The organism is Stenotrophomonas sp. TEPEL, from assembly GCF_004348785.1.
Lineage (GTDB): Bacteria > Pseudomonadota > Gammaproteobacteria > Xanthomonadales > Xanthomonadaceae > Stenotrophomonas > Stenotrophomonas indicatrix.
The window spans coordinates 2,219,934-2,239,912 of sequence record NZ_QQXJ01000001.1 but is presented as its reverse complement, the minus strand read 5'-3'; the positions used below and the strand labels follow the sequence as shown (position 1 = coordinate 2,239,912).

General features: G+C 68.1%; 17 protein-coding genes and 1 pseudogene. All 18 read right to left on the bottom strand.

The genetic code is table 11. The features are described 5' to 3' along the window. Nucleotides 1-174: 174 nt before the first annotated feature. The gene (locus TEP_RS10110) at nucleotides 175-2,154 is read right to left on the bottom strand and encodes a chemotaxis protein CheA (protein WP_132825190.1); all 1,980 of its coding nucleotides are present in this window, start codon (nucleotides 2,152-2,154) and stop codon (nucleotides 175-177) included. Between the two features lie 45 nt (nucleotides 2,155-2,199). Beyond that, a complete protein-coding gene (locus TEP_RS10105) occupies nucleotides 2,200-2,565 on the bottom strand; it encodes a response regulator (protein WP_025878971.1) in 366 nt (121 codons plus the stop codon). Then, nucleotides 2,562-2,870 (bottom strand): STAS domain-containing protein, encoded by a 309-nt coding sequence (locus tag TEP_RS10100; protein ID WP_059064119.1) that lies wholly within the window; start codon nucleotides 2,868-2,870, stop codon nucleotides 2,562-2,564. The genes TEP_RS10105 and TEP_RS10100 overlap by 4 nt, the downstream gene beginning before the upstream one ends. A 94-nt stretch (nucleotides 2,871-2,964) precedes the next feature. Next, nucleotides 2,965-4,194 (bottom strand): chemotaxis protein CheW, encoded by a 1,230-nt coding sequence (locus TEP_RS10095; protein WP_132825189.1) that lies wholly within the window; start codon nucleotides 4,192-4,194, stop codon nucleotides 2,965-2,967. After that, nucleotides 4,191-4,973 carry a ParA family protein gene (locus tag TEP_RS10090; RefSeq protein ID WP_132825188.1) on the bottom strand — a complete coding sequence of 261 codons (783 nt, stop codon included), beginning with the start codon at nucleotides 4,971-4,973 and terminating at the stop codon, nucleotides 4,191-4,193. The genes TEP_RS10095 and TEP_RS10090 overlap by 4 nt, the downstream gene beginning before the upstream one ends. Nucleotides 4,974-5,145: 172 nt before the next feature. Continuing rightward, nucleotides 5,146-5,991, bottom strand: a pseudogene (motD, locus tag TEP_RS10085) (flagellar motor protein MotD); the annotation flags it as partial. Nucleotide 5,992: 1 nt separating this feature from the next. Continuing rightward, nucleotides 5,993-6,733: a flagellar motor protein gene (locus TEP_RS10080; RefSeq protein WP_049469710.1), complete on the bottom strand. Its 741-nt coding sequence runs from the start codon at nucleotides 6,731-6,733 to the stop codon at nucleotides 5,993-5,995. A 147-nt stretch (nucleotides 6,734-6,880) separates the two neighbouring features. Further along, entirely contained in the window at nucleotides 6,881-8,707 is a 1,827-nt protein-coding gene (locus tag TEP_RS10075; RefSeq protein WP_132825187.1) for a chemotaxis protein CheA, read from the bottom strand. Nucleotides 8,708-8,709: 2 nt separating this feature from the next. After that, a complete protein-coding gene (locus TEP_RS10070) occupies nucleotides 8,710-9,315 on the bottom strand; it encodes a protein phosphatase CheZ (RefSeq protein ID WP_025878978.1) in 606 nt (201 codons plus the stop codon). Next, nucleotides 9,315-9,707: a chemotaxis response regulator CheY gene (cheY, locus tag TEP_RS10065; protein ID WP_005413247.1), complete on the bottom strand. Its 393-nt coding sequence runs from the start codon at nucleotides 9,705-9,707 to the stop codon at nucleotides 9,315-9,317. The genes TEP_RS10070 and cheY overlap by 1 nt, the downstream gene beginning before the upstream one ends. Before the next feature lie 19 nt (nucleotides 9,708-9,726). Next, nucleotides 9,727-10,470 (bottom strand): RNA polymerase sigma factor FliA, encoded by a 744-nt coding sequence (locus TEP_RS10060; protein WP_025878979.1) that lies wholly within the window; start codon nucleotides 10,468-10,470, stop codon nucleotides 9,727-9,729. Next, nucleotides 10,467-11,354, bottom strand: a complete 888-nt coding sequence (locus tag TEP_RS10055) for a P-loop NTPase (protein WP_132825186.1) — start codon at nucleotides 11,352-11,354, stop codon at nucleotides 10,467-10,469. The genes TEP_RS10060 and TEP_RS10055 overlap by 4 nt, the downstream gene beginning before the upstream one ends. After that, nucleotides 11,341-12,960: a flagellar biosynthesis protein FlhF gene (gene flhF, locus TEP_RS10050; protein ID WP_132825185.1), complete on the bottom strand. Its 1,620-nt coding sequence runs from the start codon at nucleotides 12,958-12,960 to the stop codon at nucleotides 11,341-11,343. The genes TEP_RS10055 and flhF overlap by 14 nt, the downstream gene beginning before the upstream one ends. A 145-nt stretch (nucleotides 12,961-13,105) precedes the next feature. Further along, the gene (gene flhA, locus TEP_RS10045) at nucleotides 13,106-15,208 is read right to left on the bottom strand and encodes a flagellar biosynthesis protein FlhA (protein ID WP_132825184.1); all 2,103 of its coding nucleotides are present in this window, start codon (nucleotides 15,206-15,208) and stop codon (nucleotides 13,106-13,108) included. Further along, nucleotides 15,205-16,335 carry a flagellar biosynthesis protein FlhB gene (gene flhB, locus TEP_RS10040; protein ID WP_132825183.1) on the bottom strand — a complete coding sequence of 377 codons (1,131 nt, stop codon included), beginning with the start codon at nucleotides 16,333-16,335 and terminating at the stop codon, nucleotides 15,205-15,207. The genes flhA and flhB overlap by 4 nt, the downstream gene beginning before the upstream one ends. Nucleotides 16,336-16,501: 166 nt before the next feature. Beyond that, entirely contained in the window at nucleotides 16,502-18,631 is a 2,130-nt protein-coding gene (locus tag TEP_RS10035) for a bifunctional diguanylate cyclase/phosphodiesterase (RefSeq protein ID WP_132825182.1), read from the bottom strand. Nucleotides 18,632-18,792: 161 nt separating this feature from the next. Then, a complete protein-coding gene (fliR, locus tag TEP_RS10030; RefSeq protein WP_105164005.1) occupies nucleotides 18,793-19,584 on the bottom strand; it encodes a flagellar biosynthetic protein FliR in 792 nt (263 codons plus the stop codon). Nucleotides 19,585-19,600: 16 nt separating this feature from the next. Next, the gene (locus TEP_RS10025) at nucleotides 19,601-19,870 is read right to left on the bottom strand and encodes a flagellar biosynthetic protein FliQ (RefSeq protein ID WP_005413254.1); all 270 of its coding nucleotides are present in this window, start codon (nucleotides 19,868-19,870) and stop codon (nucleotides 19,601-19,603) included. Nucleotides 19,871-19,979 lie beyond the last annotated feature (109 nt).

Genomic DNA, 19,979 nt, shown 5'->3' with positions numbered 1-19,979 from the left:
CGGCGCGGTTTCATGCGAAACCATGCGCCCGACCAGGGTCACGACGCAGAACGGCCGGGTTCACAGTTGTGGGAGCCGCCGCGTTGCGCGTGGGTACGATGGCTGCCTGCGGCCGCGCGCAAACGAAAACCGCCGCCCCGGAGGGCGGCGGTCAGGTACAACGTGTAGGCCAGCTCAGGCGGCCTGCGGCACCCGCAGCGAACGCACCAGGCCGCCGATGTCGACGATCAGGGCGACGCGGCCATCGCCGAGGATGGTGGCACCGGAAACCCCGCCGATGCGGCGGTAGTTGTTCTCGATGTTCTTCACCACGACCTGCTGCTGGCCGACCAGTTCGTCCACTTCCAGCGCGATCTTCTGGCCATCGCCTTCAACCACCACCACCAGCGATTCACTGCCGGGTGCACGCTGGCCATAGCCGTAGTATTCGCTCAGCGACAGGATCGGCAGGTATTCGCCGCGCACGCGCAGCACGCGGCCTTCGCCGGCCATGCTGCGGATGTCGTCAGGCTGCGGCTGCAGTGCTTCAAGCACGTAGGCCAGCGGCAGGATCAGGGTTTCGCCGGCCACTGCCACGGTCATGCCGTCGAGGATGGCCAGGGTCAACGGCAGCCGGATCAGCGTACGGGTGCCGGTGCCGAGGCCGCTTTCAATCTGCACCTCGCCACCGAGCGCCTGGATGTTGCGGCGGACCACGTCCATGCCCACGCCGCGGCCGGACAGATCGGTGACCGCATCGGCGGTGGAGAAGCCGGGCTGGAAGATCAGGTCCCAGACCTGCGAGTCGGTGGGGTTGTCCGGTACGGCCAGGCCGCGTTCCTGCGCCTTGGCCAGGATCTTCTCGCGGTTCAGGCCGCGGCCGTCGTCGCTGACTTCGATGACGATATGACCGCCCTGGTGCGAAGCGGCCAGGGTGATCGTGCCGGTCTCGTCCTTGCCGGCGTCGCGACGCACGTCGGGCATCTCCAGGCCGTGGTCGATGGAGTTGCGGACCAGATGCACCAGCGGGTCGGCGATCTTCTCGATCAGGCCCTTGTCCAGCTCGGTGCCTTCGCCGATGGTGCGCAGGCGCACCTGCTTGCCCAGGCGGCCGGACAGGTCGCGGACCAGGCGCGGGAAGCGGCGGAACACTGCGTCGACCGGCAGCATGCGCACGCCTATCACGGCCTCCTGCAGGTCGCGGGTATTGCGTTCAAGCAGGTCCAAGCCGGCGAACAGGCTCTCGGCATGCACCGGGTCCAGCGCGTGCGAGACCTGCTTGAGCATGGCCTGGGTGATGACCAGCTCACCGACCAGGTTGATCAGCGCATCGACCTTGTCGACGCTGACACGGATGGAGGTTTCCGCTTCCTGGGTGCCGCCGCCATTTGCAGCCGGTACGGCAGCGGTGGGCGCAGGAGCAGCGACCGCCGCGGCGGCCGGTGCCTGGGTGGCCAGGCTTGGCGGTGCGGCCGGACGGATGTCCAGTTCGCAGTCGTCCAGCACCCAGGCGAAGGTATCTTCGATCTTGCTGCGCGGCACCTTGCCGACCAGGCCCAGGTCCCACGCCAGGTGGGCTTCAAGCGGGTCGAGCTGGGCGAAGCCGGGCAGGCGATCCATGCGCGCGGCCACCTGCAGCGAACCCAGGTGTTCCAGTTCGCGGATGATGCGCAACGGGTCGTTGCCACTCATGAACAGTGACGGCGCCGGGGTGAAGCCGATCTGCCAGGCTTCCGGCGTGTCGTCCACCTTGCTGGCGGCAGCGGGTGCAGCGGCGGCGGGCGCCTGGCCGGACAGCACCGCTTCCAGGCGCGCCTTCACCGCAGCGACCGCTGCAGGATCGGCGGGCTGGCCGTGCTCGGCCTCGCGCAACAGGGCGCGCAGTACGTCCACCGACGACAGCATTGCATCGACGGCGTTGCCTTCCAGTGCGCGCTTGCCGGCGCGCAGCTCATCGAGCAGCGTCTCCAGCACGTGGGTCAGCCCGGCGATGGCATCGAAGCCGAACGTGCCTGCGCCACCCTTGATGGAGTGGGCGGCACGGAACACCGAGTTGATGATCTCCGGGTCCTGTTGTCCCGATTCCAGGGCCAGCAGGCCAGCCTCCATGGCGTCGAGGCCTTCGCGGCTCTCCTCGAAGAAGGTGGCGTGGAAGCGTTGCAGGTCCATGCTCATGGCAGTGGCGATCCGGAAGCGAAGAGGGGGAGCAGTGCGGGGCGATCAGCCCAGCACTTTCTGCACGGTGGCGACCAGCTGTTCGGGATTGAACGGCTTGACCAGCCAGCCGGTGGCACCGGCGGCCTTGCCTTCGGACTTCTTGTCCGCTGCCGACTCGGTGGTCAGCATCAGCATCGGCGTGAACTTGTAGTCCGGCAACTGGCGCAGTTCGCGGATCAGCGCGATGCCGTCCATGTTCGGCATGTTGACGTCGGTGACCACCGCATTGAAGCGCTGGCCCTTGGCACGTCCGAGCGCGACCGCGCCGTCTTCAGCTTCTTCGACGGCAAAACCGGCCGAGGTGAGGGCGAAGGAAACCATCTGGCGCATCGACGCCGAATCGTCCACCACCAAGATACGTGCGCTCATGCAGCGTTCTCCACAGATTTCAGGTTGTCATGGGGTACGTCCAGGCCCAGAGCCTGGGTGACGCCCAACAGGCGTGCAGCGTCACGGAAGGTTGCAGTGCAACCGTGGAAGCCGGTGCCCAGGCCTGCCTCGCGGCGGGCCTGCACGAAGGCGCACAGCACCTGCACGCTGGCGGTGTGGATGCGGCCGACCTGGCTTGCATCCAGGGTCAGCTCGCCTGCTTCCGCCACCAAGGGCGAAAGGCGGTTCTTGAGCTCGGTGCTGCTCTCGATGCCGAGATCCTCACCCAGTTCGACAGTGCTCATCGTTGCTCCGGACAAACGGTTCCAGCATTCATAACGGCACCCGGCGGCGGTTCTTTAGGGGAATCGGTGCTGAGCGCCGATTCCCGGCACGGATTCACCCCAGCAGCTGCGAGGCGTCGAGCAGGATCATCGGCCGCTGGCTGATACGGGCTACGCCGCGGAACAGTTCATTGGAGATCTGGCAGATGCGGGCGGTATCGGGTGGCTCGATCTGCGAGTCGGTCAGGTTGGCCACGTCCTCCACGGCCGACACACGCAGGCCGAGGGTCTCGCCGTTCTCTTCAAGCACGACAATGCGGGTCTGCGCGTCATCCTCGGCGGAGGCTGCGCCCAGATGCAGGCCGAGATCCATCACCGGCACCACCTGGCCGCGCAGGTTCATGATGCCGAGCATTTCCGGGGCAGTGCCGCGCAATGGCAGCAACGGCACCGGCAGCACCACTTCCTGCACCTTCAGAAGTTCCAGCGCGTAGGCCTGAGCACCGCAGCGCAGGCGCAGCCAACGCGACGTGCGTTCGCCGGCGCGGCGGCTCTGCGGATGCGGGCTGCTGGCGGGTTGGTGCGCCTGGGCCTGCAGCTCCTGCCAGGAGCCGGGACGGTTGCTGGAGGGGGTATCCACCGCGAGCCTTGGCGGCGGTGCGACAGCGGCGCGGGTCATCGATGGCATCGGTGACGGTGCGGGGCGCGCGGCGGCCTTGGCAACGGCCGGCGCAGCGACGGCAGCAACCACCTCGCCGTCGACGGCGGCTTCGAACGCGGCCTGCAATCCAGGGCTGTCGGTGTGTGCCAGGCTGTTGGTGGCGTCGGTTTCGTAGATCACTTCGTCCGGCAGGTCATCCCAGGTGGGTTCCGGTGCGGGCGGTACGACAACGGCACTGGCCACGGGCGCAGTTTCATGGACGACCTCGGCCGGCAGATCGTCCCAGGTCGGCTCGCGCCCGGTGTCGGCCGCAGGCGTGGCAGCGGCGTCGAAGGCGGCTTCGAGCGAAGCATCGTCGCTGGCCGGAGCGGCTGCGACAGCGTCGGTTTCGTAGATCACTTCNGCCGGCAGATCGTCCCAGGTCGGCTCGCGNNCGGTATCGGCGGCAGGCGTGGCAGCGGCGTCGAAGGCGGCTTCCAGCGCCGCATCATCGTTGGCCGGAGCGGCTGCGACGGCGTCGGTTTCGTAGATCACTTCGGCCGGCAGATCNTCCCAGGTCGGCTCGCGCTCGCCGTCGGCCGCTGCGCTCGTCGGGCGTGGCGCGGCATCGGCGGCGACCGGTGCGGCGGCAATGTCGCCGAGCAGCTCGTCCAGATAGTCGTCCAGCATGCCGGTGGTGTTCATGCCGCCTGCTCCAGGGCACGTGCGTCCTCACCGAGGATCCAGTTCAACGCGCGTCGATAGGCGGCCAGGCCACGGCCGGGGTAGTCCTCGCCGACGCTCGGCAGGGTCAGGCCGGCGGCGTTGCTGATGCGGGTATCGATCGGAATCGCGTCTTCCCACACGCGGCTGCCATGGCGGTCCTGCATGGTGCGCAGCGACTCGTTGCCGGCGCGGGTGCGACGGTCGAACAGGGTCGGCAGGATCGAGATCGGCAGCGGGCGGCGACGCGAACGTTCGACCATCTCGCCGGTGCGGACCATGCCATCCAGGCCGTGCAGGGCCAACGGTTCGGCCTGGGTGGGAATGATCAGCCGATCGGCCGCAGCCAGTGCGTTGATCATCAGCAGGCCCAGGGTCGGTGCGCAGTCCAGCAGGATGTAGTCGTGCTGGCCCTGGTGGCGGGCGAGCGCGTTCTGCAGGGCCAGGCCGAGCCCGGGCTGGTTGGCGCTGCGTCGTTCCAGCGTGGCCAGCGAGGCCTGTGCGCACACGTAATCGAGTCCGCCGATGTTGCTGGCATGGCTGAGCGCGGACAGGTCGGCCGGCGGTGCGCCGAACAGTTCCAGCACGCCGGCCGGTGCCGGCTCGATCGGCACGCCGAAGGCGCGGGTCAGCGAGGCATGCGGATCGAGATCGATCAGCAGCACGCGGTGGCCGAGCGCGGCCAGGCCGCGACCGAGGGCGAGGGTGGTGGTGGTCTTGCCGACTCCGCCCTTCTGGTTGGCGACTGCCCAGATGCGCATCGGATTACTCCTTCATTGCCGGGGGAACGGCGGCGCCGACACGGCTGCCAGCCGGCACCGGTGGCAACTGCACCGGTGCGATGGGGGAAGTGGGGGTGGTGGCCGGTGCGGTGGCGGCCTGTTCGCTGGCGCCGCGGGCAGCGCCAGTAGCGGCATTCAGGCGTTCGCCGAGCGGGTCCACCGAATGACTGGTGTCGGCCAGGATGATGACCATCACCCGCCGGTTGCGATTGCGGCCCTGTGCGCTGTCGTTGGCTTCGCGCGGGCGGAACTGGCCGTAACCGACCATCGCCAGCCGCGATGGCTGCAGCCCCTGGTCGGCAAACAGATGCACCACGCTGGCCGCGCGCCCGGCCGACAGTTCCCAGTTGGACGGGAAGGTGGCGGTGGCGATCGGCACGTTGTCGGTGTGGCCTTCCACGCGCACGCTGTTGGGCACGTCGCGCAGCACGCCGGCCAGGCTGGCCAGGGTGTCGCGCGCATGCACGTCCAGCGCCGCCGAGCCGGTCGGGAACAGGATGTCGCTGTTGATCTCCACTTCGATCCACAGTTCGGTACGGCGCACGCTGATCATGCCGCGGTCGATCAGTGGCGCCAGCGCGGCGGTCAGGCGGTCGGCGATGCTGTTGAGCTGGCGCTCGGCACGCGCGATCTGCTCCTGGTTGTGCACCGATACCGGCATGCGCATCTGCGAGGCCATCGCCGGCAGCAGGGTGGGGTCGTGCGAGGGCGCGGGAGCGGATGGCCCGATCCTGGTACCGGACTTGATCACCGACGGGCTGTCCCAGCCGCCGCCCTGCACCTGCTTGTTGCCCACCTGCACCGGATTGATGGTGCGCGGCGCACCACCAAAGGCATCGGTGAGGGCGTCGGCCATGATCCGGTACTTGCCCTCGTTGACCGAGGAGATCGCGTACATGACCACGAAGAAGGCGAGCAGCAGCGTCATCAGGTCGGCATAGGGGATGGCCCATGCCTCGTGATTGGCGTGCTCTTCGTGGTGCTTGCGGCGGGCCATGTCAGTGCAGGAAGCCGGAGAGGTTGGTTTCGATGTTGCGCGGGTTCTCGCCCTGGGCAATCGAGATCAGGCCTTCGATGACCATTTCGCGGTCGCGGCTGGAATGGGCGATGACGCCCTTCAGCTTGGCGGCGATGGGCAGGAACAGCAGGTTGGCCGAGGCGATGCCGTAGATGGTGGCGGTGAACGCGGCGGCGATGCCATGGCCGAGCTTGCTCGGGTCGGCGAGGTTCTTCATTACCGCGATCAGGCCGAGCACGGCGCCGATGATGCCCAGCGTGGGCGCATAGATGCCCATGCTTTCAAACACCTTGGCAGCGGCCTGGTCCTGGTGCTCCTGGCTGCCCAGTTCGATCTCCAGCATGTGCCGGATCGATTCGGGTTCAACGCCGTCCACCAGCAGCTGCAGGCCCTTGCGCAGGAACGGGTCCTGCTGTGCTTCCACCTGCGATTCCAGGCCGAGCAGGCCCTGGCGGCGGGCGATGTTGCTCCACTCCACGATCTGCTGGATCAGTTCACGACGGTCGCTGTGCGGCGGCCGCACGACCCAGCGCACGATCCTGAAGGCGTGCTTGAACACCGCTGGCGAGGTGTGCAGCAGGATGGCGGCGATGGTGCCGACGATGACGATCACGAATGCCGCAGGCGACCACAGCGACGCCAGGCCGGCGCCCTTGAGGATGCTGCCACCGACCAGCGAGGCCAGGGCGAGGAAAAGTCCAATGAGGCTGAGTCTATCCATGGGTCCGGTATCGGCTTGTATGAATGGGACTTGAGACACCGGTGGATCGTGTACAGACGGTGGTCACAGTTTCAGGTTCTTCGGGCATGGCCCGGCGCTACCGCGCAGGGCCGTATCCGGTAGCGCCGGGCCATGCCCGGCGGGTGTTCAGCGCAGCCCATCCACGTCCAGGATCAGGGCCATGCGACCATCGCCGATCAAGGTTGCACCTGCATAACCACGCAGGCCGCGCAGGGCCTTGGGCAGTGGCTTGATGACCACTTCCTCGCGCCCGCGCACCTGGTCCACTACCAGCCCGAAGCGTGCCTCACCGGCCTGCAGCACGACGATGGTCAGCAGGGACGAGGCGGCCGGCGTCACATCCAGCCATTGCCGCAGGTCCACCAGCGGCAGCGTGTGCGAGCGACGGTCAAGCACGGCGCGGCCGTCGAACCAGCCCAGCGAGGTGCGCGGCGCATGCAGCACTTCCATCACACGGGCCAGCGGCAGTGCATAGACGTCTTCGCCGGCCTGCACCAGCAGGGTCGGCAGGATCGCCAGGGTCAGCGGTACGCGGATCATGAAGCGGCTGCCGCGGCCCAGTTCCGACTGGATCTGGATCTGCCCGCTCAGCTCGCGGATGCGCGACTGCACCACGTCCATGCCGACGCCGCGGCCGGAAATATCGGTGACCTGCTGCTTGGTCGAGAACCCCGGCAGGAACACCAGGTGCAGGCATTCCTCGCTGCTCAGGCGGGCGGCGGCTTCCGGATCGATCAGGCCCTTCTCGCGCGCCTTGGCACGCAGCTTTTCCGGATCGATGCCGGCGCCATCGTCCTGCACTTCAATGCTGACGTAGTCGCCTTCCTGCTGTGCCGACAGGCGCACGTGGCCCATCCGTGGCTTGCCCTGTGCTTCGCGCAGGTCAGGCATTTCCACGCCATGGTCGATGGCGTTGCGGACCAGGTGCACCAGCGGGTCGGCCAACGCTTCTACCAGGTTGCGGTCGAGCTCGGTTTCGGCGCCGATCAGTTCCAGGTCCACTTCTTTCTTCAGCGAACGCGCAACGTCGCGCGCCACCTTCGGGAAGCGCGAGAACACCTTGCCGACCGGCTGCATGCGGGTGCGCATCACCGCCGACTGCAGGCGCGCGGTGGCGATATCCAGCGTGGACACGGCGCGGTCCAGCTCTTCATCGCGCAGGCGTGTGCGCAGCGTCTTCAACCGGTTTCGTGACAGCACCAGTTCGCCGATCAGGTTGACGATGGCGTCCAGGCGCTTGGTGTCCACACGCACGGTGTGTTCGGCTTCGGCGACAGGCTTGTTGGGTGCGGGCTTGGCAGCGGGCGGTGCCGGCGAGGGCGCCGGTCGCGGTGCTGGTGCGGCAACGGGCGCTGCGATGGTGTTGCTGCCCGGGGCGGCGCCGCCATGCAGCTGGTCGAGCAATGCCTCGAACTCGTCCTCGCTGATCATGTCGTCGGCCTTCTTCGCCGCCGCCACGGTTGTCGGCGCCTTGCCGCCATGCAGCTGGTCGAGCAGGGCCTCGAATTCGTCGTCGGTGATCAGTTCGCCACCGCCCGTACCCGGCGTCGCGGCCGCAGGTGCGGCAGCGCCACCGCCATGCACGTCGAACTGGGCGACCAGTTCGGGTGGGGCAAAGCCCGGCTCGGTTCCGGAAGACACCGCGTCAAGCATCGACTGCAGGTAGTCCAGTGACTGCTGGGCGGCATCGAAGTGATGCGCCTGCAGGACGGCCTGGCCGGCACGCGCAGCGCCCAATGCTTCCTCGGCGGCGTGGCACAGCTCGACCATCGCGGTGATGCCGAGGAAACCTGCGCCGCCCTTCAGCGTATGGTAGCCGCGGAACACCGCGTTGAGCTGTTCATTGTCCTGCGGTGCCTGTTCCAGCGACACCAGCTGTTCGCCGAGGCGATCCAGGATCTCCTGGGCCTCGATGATGAAATCGGCAGTGATGTCGTCGGTTACTGCGCCCATGGTTACAGCCCCAGATCCGACAACAGGTCGTCGGCGTCGTTCTGCGAGACCGCATGGCGGTCCAGCCCCTTCAGTGCCGGCCCGGCCAGTTCCGGATCGGTGCGATGCTGTTCAGGTGGCAGGCCGAGCGCGCCGAAGCCTTCGTGCACGCGGCGGACGATGCCCACCACGCGACGGATGATCTGCCCGGTCAGGTCCTGGTAGCTCTGGGTCAGGGCGATCTCGGTGAGGTTGTGGCGGATGCGGTCGAGCTGCACGTCCTGGCCCGGCTGCAGGCCGTCGGCGCGCAGCTGTTCGGTCAGGCTCCGGCACTCTTCGGCCAGGTCCAGGGTGCGGTGGGTGGCCTGTTCGGTCATCGCCACCACGTGGTCCAGGCGCGCGCAGGCATCGTCCAGCTCGCCGGCTTCATCGGGCACGGTCGGCAGTTCGCCCAGCGCCTGCCCCAGCTCGCGGGCCAGCCGCGAAAGGCCGCTCATCATCGGCTGGGTGCGCAGCGCGACCAGGCCGTCGATGCGCTGGCGCCACGCCGCCTCGTCGCCGGATTCCAGTGCATCCAGGGCTTCCTGCAGGCGCAGGGCGAGGGCGCTCTTGTCGACCGTGGTATCCATCAAGCGCTGGCCGCCAGGCGTTCGAAGATCTTGCCGAGCTTCTCTTCCAGCGTCTGTGCGGTGAACGGCTTGATGATGTAACCGTTCACGCCGTTCTGCGCCGCTTCGATGATCTGCTCGCGCTTGGCTTCGGCCGTCACCATCAGCACCGGCAGGGTCTTCAGCTTGGCATCGGCACGGATGGCCTTGAGCAGTTCGATGCCGGTCATGACCGGCATGTTCCAGTCGGTGACCACGAAGTCAAACGGCTGGCTCTGCAGCAGCGACAGCGCGGCATGCCCGTCCTCGGCTTCGGCGGTATTGGTGAAGCCCAGATCGCCCAGCAGGTTCTTGACGATACGACGCATGGTCGAGAAATCGTCAACGATCAGGATGCGCATGTTCTTGTTCAAAGCAGAGTTCCTTTGTTGATCAGCTCTCGAGGCCGGCGTCGGCCGCCTCGAAAATCTTCAGTCGGCCACGCAGGCGCAGCACCGCCTGGCCGTGGATCTGGCAGACCCGCGACTCGCTCACGCCGAGCACTGCGCCGATCTCTTTCAGGTTCAGTTCCTGCTCGTAGTAGAGCGACAGCACCAGCTGTTCGCGCTCGGGCAGGTGGCCGATGGCATTGCCCAGCTCGCGGCCGAATTCACCGCGCTCCAGCACCTGCTGCGGGGTCGGTCCGCCCTGGGCGACGGTGTCCAGCTCGCCCTGGTCTTCAATGCGCGACTCCAGGCTCAGCACCTGCCCGCGCGAGGCGTCCTCCATCAGGCGCAGGTACTCGGGCAGCGGCATCTCCATCGCGGCGGCCACTTCGGTGGCACTGGCGGCGCGGCCGGTGCTCTGCTCCAGGCGGCGGATGGTGGCCGCAGCGTCACGTGCACGCCGGTGCACCGAACGCGGTACCCAGTCGCCACGACGGATCTCATCGATCATCGAACCGCGTATGCGGATCGAAGCGTAGGTCTCGAACGAGGCGCCCTGGTCGGCGTCGTAGCTGCGCGAGGCTTCGATCAGGCCCATCATGCCGGCCTGGATCAGGTCGTCCACCTCAACGCTGGCCGGCAGGCGTGCGGCCAGATGGTGGGCGATGCGCCGCACCAGGTCCGAGTGCTGGGCGATGACCTCGTTGGCCGCCGTGCGCTGGACCTCTCTGTACTGGGCGGCGCCTTTCATGCGGCCACCCCACGCTGCTTGATGATGCGTTCGAGGAAGAACTCGACGCCGCCGCGCGGCTCGGTCGGTGCCTGCCAGCGGGCGGTGCGGCGGGCGATCTCGGTGATCGCCAGTGCCGACGGGCTGGACGGATAGGCCTTCACCACCGGCTGCTGGCGCTGCACCGACAGGCGCAGCCAGTCGTCCTGCGGCACGCAGCCGAGGTAGTTCAACGAGACATCGGCGAGGAATTTCTCGCAGACGCGGGTCAGCTTCTCGTACAGCACGCGGCCTTCGTTGGGGTCGCGCACCATGTTGGCCACCACCTGGATGCGGTCCACGCCACGTTCGCGCGACAGCACCTTGATCAGCGCATAGGCGTCGGTGATCGAGGCCGGTTCATCACAGACCACCACCACGGTGTCCTGCGCGGCCTGGCAGAAGGTCAGCACGCCATCGGTGATGCCGGCGGCGGTGTCCACCACCATGATGTCCAGCTCGCGCTCCAGTTCGGAAAACACGTTGACCAGGCCGACATGCTCGGCCGGGGCCAGCTCGGCCATGTGCCGTCGGCCGGACGCGGCCGGTACCACCAGCACGCCGTTCGGGCCTTCGATGATCACGTCATCCAGGCTGCAGCGGCCGGCGACCAGGTCGGCCAGGGTGTTGGTGGGGCTCAGGCCCAGGATCACGTCGATGTTGGCCAGGCCCAGGTCGGCGTCCAGCAACAGGGTGCGTTTGCCCATTCCCGCAAGCGCCACGGCCAGGTTGGCCGATACGTTGGTCTTGCCGACGCCGCCCTTGCCGCCGGTCACGGCAATCGTGCGCACAGGGCCGAGCGGCGCGCTGCGGGTCGCCGTCAGCGGGAAGGTGGTGGTCAGCTTGGCGTACTCACGCGACGGCATGGTTCAACTCCGGGTTGCAGGGCATATCGGCCGCGCGGCGCAAATCTTCAAGGCGAAGTACAAGATTGGCTGCACTGGCCCGGTGCAGGTCGTCCGGGACGTCCTGGCCATCGGTCACCCAGGTGATCGGCAGCTTGTGGTCCACCGCCACCGACAGGGCGTTGCCGAAGCGGCCGGTCTCGTCCAGCTTGCTCAGCACCAGGCCCTGCAGGTTGGCCGCGCCGAAGCGGCGGACCACCTCGTCCATGTCGCCGAAGCTGGTGTTGGCCGGCAGTACCAGCAGGGTGCGGACCTGGCGGGCGGCGCGCAGCCACTGCAGCTGGGCGGCCAGCGCACGGTCGCGCGGGCCCAGGCCGGCGGTGTCGATCAGCACCAGCTTGTAGTCCTTCAGGCGTTCCAGCAGCTGGTCCAGGTCGGTGCCGCTGTTGGCCTCGTGCACGGCGATGCCGAGCTGGCGGCCGTAGCCGTACAGCTGTTCGCGGGCACCGATGCGCATCGTATCGGTGGTGACCAGGGCGACGTCGCGGGCGGCATGGGCTTCGGCGAAGCGCGACGCCAGCTTGGCGATGGTGGTGGTCTTGCCGGCGCCGGTCGGGCCGACCAGGGCGATCACACCGCCTTCTTCCATCGGATCGACCGGGGCGATCGGCAGCTTGCGCGAGATCAGCCCCAGCATCAGGCCGCGGCCGCGATGCGCTTCGGTTTCCAGCGGGATCTGCATGGCCACGTCGCGGGCGATGCCGGCGTCGAAGCCGTACTCGTCCATCAGGTCCAGCGCGGTGGCACGTACCGGGCTGCCGCGCAGGCGCTCGTCGGTGAAGCGGTTCATCTCGCGCTCGATCACCTGGCGCATGCCGGCCACTTCTTGGCGCAGGTGGCGGATCTCGGCGTCATCGGCGACCAGGGTCAGCGTGGGTGCGGGCGCCAGCGCCGGCATCGGTGCCGGTGCAGCCCCGGTCGGCTGCACGGCAACCGGCGCGTGCGAGGCTTGGTCTTCGGCTGACGTGGTGGCCTGGAGGGCAACCGGCAACGGCGGCGGCGTCACTGCCGGCAGCTGCGCGCTGTCTTCCAGCGGCGGGTCGATCTGGAAGCGGGCGCGGTTCACCGGCGCGGCTGCCGCAGGCGAGGGCGCCACGATGGCGTCGGCGAACGGGGCGAAGATCTGTTCCGGCAGCGTCGATTCATTGACGGCGGCACGCGCCAGGGTGGCGGCGAAGCCGGTGCTGCCACGCGTCGGCACGATCTCGTCGGCGCTGTCGAGGGTGCGGCCGGTAGCGCCGACGGCGGCGCGGGCGAGGGCGGCGACGGCCGAGGTGGTGGCGGCCACCGGCTCCGGTGCCGGGGTGCCGCTGCGACGGCGGGTGACCGCGGCGATCACTGCGTCGGCGGCGCTGCGCGGCTTCGGCGCGGGCGGCGGTGCCACGTCGCGGCGCGACGCTTCCAGGGCGCGCTGCACGGCGCTCTCATCGTAGTTGGCGGCGGCCACGATCTCGATGCCTTCCTCGATCCGGCGGTTGGACAGGATCACGGCATCAGGACCATGTTCCTTGCGCACCAGGTTCATGGCCGAGCGCATGTCGGCGGCGACGAATCGTTTGATTTTCATGCTGTGGTCACGGGACGAAGTCGGCGGAGTGGCGGTCGGAGAACGCGGATGGTCGGTGGTCTGCACGGTTCGGGTTCCCCTTGGAATCTGTCTGTTGCGGGTGTTTGAAAGTGGTGTCTGTTTTCTGGCGCGTTGCAGGGCGGCGTCAGCTGATCGTTCCGACCAGCTTCAGGCGCTTGTCCTCCGGCACCTCGCTGTAGGCCAGGACCGACAGCGACGGAACGCTGTGGCGGACCAGGCGGGCCAGCGCGGCTCGCACCGGGCCAGGTACCAGCACCACCGCGGGCTCGTTGCGGGCTTCCTGCTTGCTGACACATTCGGCCAGGCTCTGGTGCAGTCGCTCAGCGAGTCCGGGTTCCAGCGCGGCGCCGTTGCCCTGCGTGGACTCCTGCAAGACACGTTCCAATTGCGGGTTGAGGGTGAACACCGGCAGCTCCGCCGACATTCCGGCGATCTCCTGCACGATGAAGCGGCCCAGTGCGGTGCGCACGGCGGCGGTCAGCGTGGCCGGGTCCTGGCTGTGCGGGGCGTGTTCGACCAGTGCTTCGGCAATCTTGCGCAGCTGGCGGATCGGAATGCGCTCGACCAGCAGGTTCTGCAGCACGCGCACCACCGCCGACAGCGGCAGCGCCTTCGGCGTCAGATCTTCGACGAGCTTGGGCGCGCTCTTGGCCAGGTTGGCCAGCAGGTGCTGAACTTCCTCGTGGCCGAGCAGTTCCGGTGCGTGCTCGCGGATCAGGTGCGAAAGGTGGGTGGCCACCACCGTGGCCGGGTCGACCACGGTATAGCCCAGGGTTTCGGCCTGGGCGCGCTGGTGTGGCTGGATCCAGGTCGCGTCCAGGCCGAAGGCCGGGTCCTTGCCGGCGATGCCTTCCAGCGGACCGAGGGCACTGCCCGGGTCCAGCGCCAGTTCGCGGTCGGGATGGATCTCGGCAGTGGCCACCGGCACGCCATGCACCAGTACCCGGTAGCCGTTGGCAGGCAGTTCCAGGTTGTCGCGGATGTGCACCGAGGGAATCAGGAAGCCGACGTCCTGGGTCAGCTTGCGGCGCACGCCCTTGATGCGCGGCATCAGCTCGCCGCCCTGGTTGCTGTCCACCAGCGAAATCAATCGATAGCCCACTTCCAGGCCCAGCGGATCGACCGGGCGCAGCTCGTCCCAGCTCAGTTCCGCGGTGGGTGCGGGGGCAGCCGGGCGGCCCAGCGCGTTCAATGCGTTGGCTTCGCCTGCAGCGGTGTCGGCCTGCGCCGGCACCAGGCCCTTGCGGTAGACCTTCCAGGCGATGAAGCCGAGGATCGCCGCCAGCGTCAGGAAAGCGACGTTGGGCATGCCCGGCACCAGGCCGACCACGCCGAGGATGCCGGCGGTGATGGCCAGCGCACGGTACTGGCCGAACACCTGGCCGGTCATCGCCTGCGCCATGTCCTGCGAGCGCGAGGCACGGGTAACCAGCATCGCTACCGCGCTGGAGACCAGCAGCGCCGGCAGCTGCGCCACCAGGCCGTCACCGATCGACAGCAGGGTATAGGTGGCCGCGGCATCGCCGAACGGCATGCCATGCTGCAGCACGCCCACGGCCAGGCCGCCCAGCATGTTGATGAACAGGATCAGGATGCCGGCGATCGCGTCGCCGCGGATGAACTTGCTGGCACCGTCCATCGCACCGTAGAAGTCGGCTTCCTCGCGTACTTCCTCGCGGCGCAGCTTGGCTTCCTCGCGCGTCAGCAAACCGGCGTTGAGGTCGGCGTCGATCGCCATCTGCTTGCCGGGCATGGCGTCAAGGATGAAGCGCGCGGTCACTTCCGAAACGCGGCCGGCGCCTTTGGTGATGACCACGAAATTGATGATGGTCAGGATCGCGAACACCACGATGCCGACGGCGTAGTTGCCGCCGATCACGAACTCACCGAATGCGGCGATCACCTTGCCGGCCGCTTCGTGGCCGTTCTGGCCGTTGAGCAGGATCACGCGGGTGGAGGCCACGTTCAGCGCCAGCCGCAGCATGGTGGTGATCAGCAGCACGATCGGGAAGATGGTGAAATCCAGCGGGCGCTTCACGTACACCACCGCCAGCAGCACCATCAGCGAGATGGCGATGTTGAAGGTGAACAGCGCATCGAGCACCGGCGCGGCCAGCGGCACCACGACCATGGCCAGCAGGGCCAGCACGATCAGCGGCGCGCCAAGGCCCTGGCGGATCATTTCAAGCGCACGGCGGGTATTGAAGCTGGATGCCTGAGCGCTCATGGACGGCCCCCGTTGCCGAACTCATCAACCTGGATGTGCGGCGTGGACGGCATCGGGCCGGTCCGCCAGCTGCGCAGCTGGTAGACGTAAGAGAGGACCTGGGCGACGGCTGAATACAGTCTCACGGGGATTTCCTTGCCGAGTTGGCCTTCCCGATACAAGGCGCGTGCCAAAGGCGGGGCAGAGACGATGGCGACCTTGTTGCCGTCGGCCACTTCACGGATGCGCAGGGCGGTTTCATCCACGCCCAGGGCGACCACGGTGGGGGCGTTCATGGCCCCGCCTTCGTACTTCAGGGCCACCGCGTAGTGGGTGGGGTTGACCACCACCACGTCGGCGGTGGGGACCGCCTCCATCATCCGGCGGTTGGCCATCTGCTGCTGCAGCTGGCGGATGCGGCCCTTCACCTCCGGGCTGCCTTCGCTTTCCTTCATCTCCCGGCGCAGCTCCTCGCGTGTCATCTTCAGCTTGCGCATCCAGTTCCAGCGCTGGTACGGCGCGTCGATGGCGGCCAGCACCATCATCGCCCCGGCGGTGGCCAGCAACAGGCGAAGGGTGAAGCCCAGTCCGTCGCCGATGGCCGTTTCCAGCGGCTGGTGGATCAGCCCGCGCAGGGTGTTGAAGCTGGTCCATACGACCATGCCGGCGGCGACGCCGACGAAGGCCACCCGCAGCAGCGACTTGATGAACTCGGCGATGGCTTCGGGGCCGTACAGGCGCTTGAGCCCGCTCATCGGGTTCATGCGGTTGATGTCGGGCATCATCGCCTTGGCCGACCAGCGCAGGCCGCCCATCACCACCGGCGCCAGGAAACTGGCCAGCAGGCAGACCAGCACCAGCGGGGCGATCACCCACATCAGCTGCAGCAGCAGGTCGCCGAAGTGGCCGAACAGCGCCTTCGGGTGCTGGCGCAAGCTCTGTTCGGGGCTGAGCGCATGGCGCATCCAGGCGCTGGCGCCGGCGGCCATCGAGCCGCTCATGGCCATCACCGCGATTACCCCGGCGCCGAACACGGCGGCCGTGCCCAGTTCACGCGAGCGCGGCAGGTTGCCCTGTTCGCGGGCGTCGCGCAGGCGTTTTTCTGTCGGTTGTTCGGTTTTTTCGCCGGCGGATTCGTTCTCGGACATCACAGGCACTGCAGCAGGGGATGCCGGGGTGCGTGCAAGAATCGTTCCGTTACGGGTGCATGTGACAACCGAAGTTGGCGCCTGCCGGAGCAGGTACCGGTAGCGCCGGGCCATGCCCGGCGAGCGGGCAGCCTGGATCATTGCATCCGCCGGGCATGGCCCGTCGCTACCCCGGGGGCCGGTCCTGCGGGCTCTGCGCCAATTCCACCCGTGGCCGCGGCAGGTCGTGCAGCTGCATGAAGCGGGCCGCATCCACTGGCCGGCCCAGCAGGAAGCCCTGCAGGTAGTCGCAGCCCAGCCGCTCCAGGTAGGCGCGCTGCGCGGCGGTCTCCACGCCCTCGGCCACGATGTCCATGTCCAGCGCATGGCCCAGCGCAACGATGGCCGACACGATCACCACGTCTTCGGCGCTGTGTTCCAGGTCGCGCACGAACGCGTGGTCGATCTTGATTTCGGTGGCCGGCAGGCGCTTGAGGTACAGCAGGCTGGAGTAGCCGGTGCCGAAATCATCGATCGAGATGCCCACGCCCAGGGCGGAGAAGCTCTGCAGCAGGCGCAGGCTGGTATCGGTATCGCGCATCACCGTGCTTTCGGTGATCTCCAGCACCAGGTTGCGCGGGGCGATCGCGTAGCGTTCGATCACCTCGCACACGTCCTGCAGCAGGTGCGGCGAACTGAACTGCACCGGTGACAGGTTCACCGACATCGTCCAGCTTTCGTGGCCGGCATCGTGCCACCGTCGCAGCTGCCGGCAGGCCTGGTCCAGTGCCCAGCGGCCGATCTCGTTGATCGCGCCACTGCGCTCTGCCAGGCGGATGAAGCGGTCCGGCGGAATCAGGCCCTGTTCCGGGTGACGCCAGCGGATGAGTGCTTCGGCGCCAGCCACCTTCTGCGTAGCCACGCGGATCTTCGGCTGGTAATGCAGGAACAGCTGCTCGCTGCCGATCGCGCGGCGCAGGTCGGCCAGCAGGCGGAACTGCTGCTCGGCGCTGTCGTTCATCCAGTCGGCGAACAGCACGAACGCATTGCGGCCCGACTCCTTGGCCTGGTACATCGCGGCATCGGCGAAGGCCATCAACTGGCGTTCGCTGGCGGCATGATCGGGGCAGATCGCGATGCCGATGCTGGCGCTCACCTGCAGTTCGTGGTCCGGCAGCAGCGGGCCGCTGCCCACCGCCTGCAGGATGCGCCGGGCCAGGGTCGGCAGGTCCTCGTCCTGCTCGACGCGCACCACCAGCACGAATTCGTCGCCGCCCAGCCGTGCCAGCATGTCGTGCGGCCGCAGCAGCTGGCGGGTACGTTCTGCCACGGCCACCAGCAGCGCATCGCCGGCCTGGTGGCCATAGGCATCGTTGACCTGCTTGAAGCCATCCAGGTCCATGAACATCACCGCGAAGCGGCTGCCGCCCTGTTCGGCCTCGGCCAGCGCCTGCAGGATGCGCCGCTGCAGCAGCAGCCGGTTCGGCAGGCGGGTGAGCGGGTCGTGCAGCGCGGCCTGGGTCAGTTCCTGCTGGGCGTCGGTCAACGAGGTGCTGAGCAGCGAATTGCGCAGGCGCAACAGCTGCGCCTCCACCCGCTGGTCCAGCCAGGACACCACCAGCACCACCGCCAGGATCGCCACGGTCAGCACCACCACCAGCATCGCCAGCCAGTTGTTCTGCAGGCCATCGCCCACCGCTGCGCCGCAGACGCTGCCCTCGGGGAAACGGGCGGCAGCCATGCCGGTGTAGTGCATGCCGACGATGGCCAGGCCAAGCAGGCCGGCGGCGGCCAGGCGGTCGCCGATGCGGGTGTGCTGCGCGCGCAGGCGGAAGGCCACGTACAAGGCAGTCCACGACGCGGCCACCGCGACCAGCAGCGACAGCAGCAGCCACACCGGCTGGTAGTCGATGCCCGGTTGCATGCGCATCGCGGCCATGCCCACGTAGTGCATGCTGGCGATGCCGCTGCCCATCAGCAGCGCACCGCCGGCCAGGCGGGGATGGGGCAGGGTGCGCAGCGATACCAGCCAGAGCGCGAACACCGACGAGCCGATTGCCAGTGCCAGCGACAGCAGGGTGATGGGCAGGTCGTAGCCCAAGGGAATGGGCAGGTCGAAGGCGAGCATGCCGATGAAGTGCATCGACCAGATGCCCAGCCCCATCGCAAAACCGCCGCCCAGGCGCCACCACCAGGTCGCGCCCTTGCCGGGCGCGGTGACGGTGCGCCCGGCCATCGCCAGTGCGGTGTAGGACGCCATCACTGCAACCAGCAATGAGGTCGCCACCAGCCATGGGTTGTACGTGCCTACCAGCATTCGTCAGTCTCCCGGACCTGCCTGTCAACGGAAAAACTACGGTGGGGCATGCGCAAGGCGGGCGACCAGAGTCGCCGGTTGCAGCGTCCCCCCGGTCGCTGCGCATTCACTCTAACGCGGGCACCGGGGGGGACGGCAAGCAGCAGAACGTGACGACCGCGTCAGCGGGTCACTGCATCGGCGGCCTGGAAGGCGGCGTCGAACAGGCGCTGCACCGGTGGACCCATTTCGCCGACCAGCAGGGTCAGCAGGAACAAGCCCAGCAGCAGCGAGACCGGCAGGCCCAGCTGGATCGGATTCAGCGCCGGCGCGGCGCGGGCCAGCACGCCGAAGGCCAGGTTGACCGCCAGCATCGCCACGGTCAGCGGGATGGCCAGGGTCAGCGCGCCACGCAGCACGGTCAGCAGGAAGGTCGGGGCGATGCTGAAGAAGGCATGCGGGTCCGGCAGGGGCGCGCCGATGGGCAGGGCGCGATAGCTGTCCACCACCAGCGAGATCAGTGCCAGGTGGCCGTTGGCGGTGAAGAACAGCAGGCCGAACAGCAGGTAGAACCACTGGCCGATGACACCGGAGGTGCCGCCGCGCAGCGGGTCGCTCATCTGCGCAAATGCAAGACCGGTGCCCTGGGCGACCAGTTCGCCGGCCATGGCGCCAGCCTCGAACACCAGCCGCAGCATGAAACCGATGGCCACGCCGATCGCCAGCTCGCGGGCGATGGTCAGCACGGTAGCGGCGTCGAAACCGGTCCAGTCCGGTACCGGCGGCAGCAGCGGCGCCAACGCGATGGCCAGGGTGCCGGCCAGCATCACCCGCACCCGGCCGGGGACCGCGCGGGTACCGATCATCGGCATTGCCATGGCCACTGCGCCGATGCGCAGCATGGTCCACAGCACGGTGCCGATCATGCCGAAGGCGTTCAGGCCGTCGGCAGCCATCTGGGTGGCGGCGTCCATCTGCGTGCGCGTCCGTCTAGCCGATCAGGTGCGGGATGCGCTGGAACAGCAGCGTGGTGAATTCGACCAGATGGCCGATCAGCAGGCTGCCCAGTGCGAACAGCACGGCGGTGAGGGCGGCGGCCTTGGCAACGAAGGCGATGGTCGGCTCGTTGAGCTGGGTCGCCGCCTGCACCACACCCACCACCACGCCCACCACCAGTACGGTCAGCAGCAGCGGGCCGGCCACCCAGAGCACGGTGATCAGGCCGCCACGCAGTTCGGTCAAGGCAAGTTCGGGAGACATCATGGTTCCATCGGTAGCGCCGGGCCATGCCCGGCGGTGGTCAATGCGGCGGCCGGCACTGCCCGGCGTCGCCTCTGTAGAGCCGAGCCATGCTCGGCTGACCTTCGGA

Bases quoted from the DNA above. Each gene is read 5' to 3' on its own strand.
- TEP_RS10070 (WP_025878978.1), bottom strand. From the start codon at position 9,315: ATGGATACCACGGTCGACAAGAGCGCCCTCGCCCTGCGCCTGCAGGAA.
- TEP_RS10110 (WP_132825190.1), bottom strand. From the start codon at position 2,154: ATGAGCATGGACCTGCAACGCTTCCACGCCACCTTCTTCGAGGAGAGC.
- TEP_RS10075 (WP_132825187.1), bottom strand. From the start codon at position 8,707: ATGGGCGCAGTAACCGACGACATCACTGCCGATTTCATCATCGAGGCC.
- flhB (WP_132825183.1), bottom strand. From the start codon at position 16,335: ATGTCCGAGAACGAATCCGCCGGCGAAAAAACCGAACAACCGACAGAA.
- fliR (WP_105164005.1), bottom strand. From the start codon at position 19,584: ATGGACGCCGCCACCCAGATGGCTGCCGACGGCCTGAACGCCTTCGGC.
- TEP_RS10100 (WP_059064119.1), bottom strand. From the start codon at position 2,870: ATGAGCACTGTCGAACTGGGTGAGGATCTCGGCATCGAGAGCAGCACC.
- TEP_RS10080 (WP_049469710.1), bottom strand. From the start codon at position 6,733: ATGGATAGACTCAGCCTCATTGGACTTTTCCTCGCCCTGGCCTCGCTG.
- TEP_RS10060 (WP_025878979.1), bottom strand. From the start codon at position 10,470: ATGAAAGGCGCCGCCCAGTACAGAGAGGTCCAGCGCACGGCGGCCAAC.
- flhF (WP_132825185.1), bottom strand. From the start codon at position 12,960: ATGAAAATCAAACGATTCGTCGCCGCCGACATGCGCTCGGCCATGAAC.
- TEP_RS10105 (WP_025878971.1), bottom strand. From the start codon at position 2,565: ATGAGCGCACGTATCTTGGTGGTGGACGATTCGGCGTCGATGCGCCAG.
- TEP_RS10035 (WP_132825182.1), bottom strand. From the start codon at position 18,631: ATGCTGGTAGGCACGTACAACCCATGGCTGGTGGCGACCTCATTGCTG.
- TEP_RS10055 (WP_132825186.1), bottom strand. From the start codon at position 11,354: ATGCCGTCGCGTGAGTACGCCAAGCTGACCACCACCTTCCCGCTGACG.
- TEP_RS10090 (WP_132825188.1), bottom strand. From the start codon at position 4,973: ATGCGCATCTGGGCAGTCGCCAACCAGAAGGGCGGAGTCGGCAAGACC.
- TEP_RS10025 (WP_005413254.1), bottom strand. From the start codon at position 19,870: ATGTCTCCCGAACTTGCCTTGACCGAACTGCGTGGCGGCCTGATCACC.
- flhA (WP_132825184.1), bottom strand. From the start codon at position 15,208: ATGAGCGCTCAGGCATCCAGCTTCAATACCCGCCGTGCGCTTGAAATG.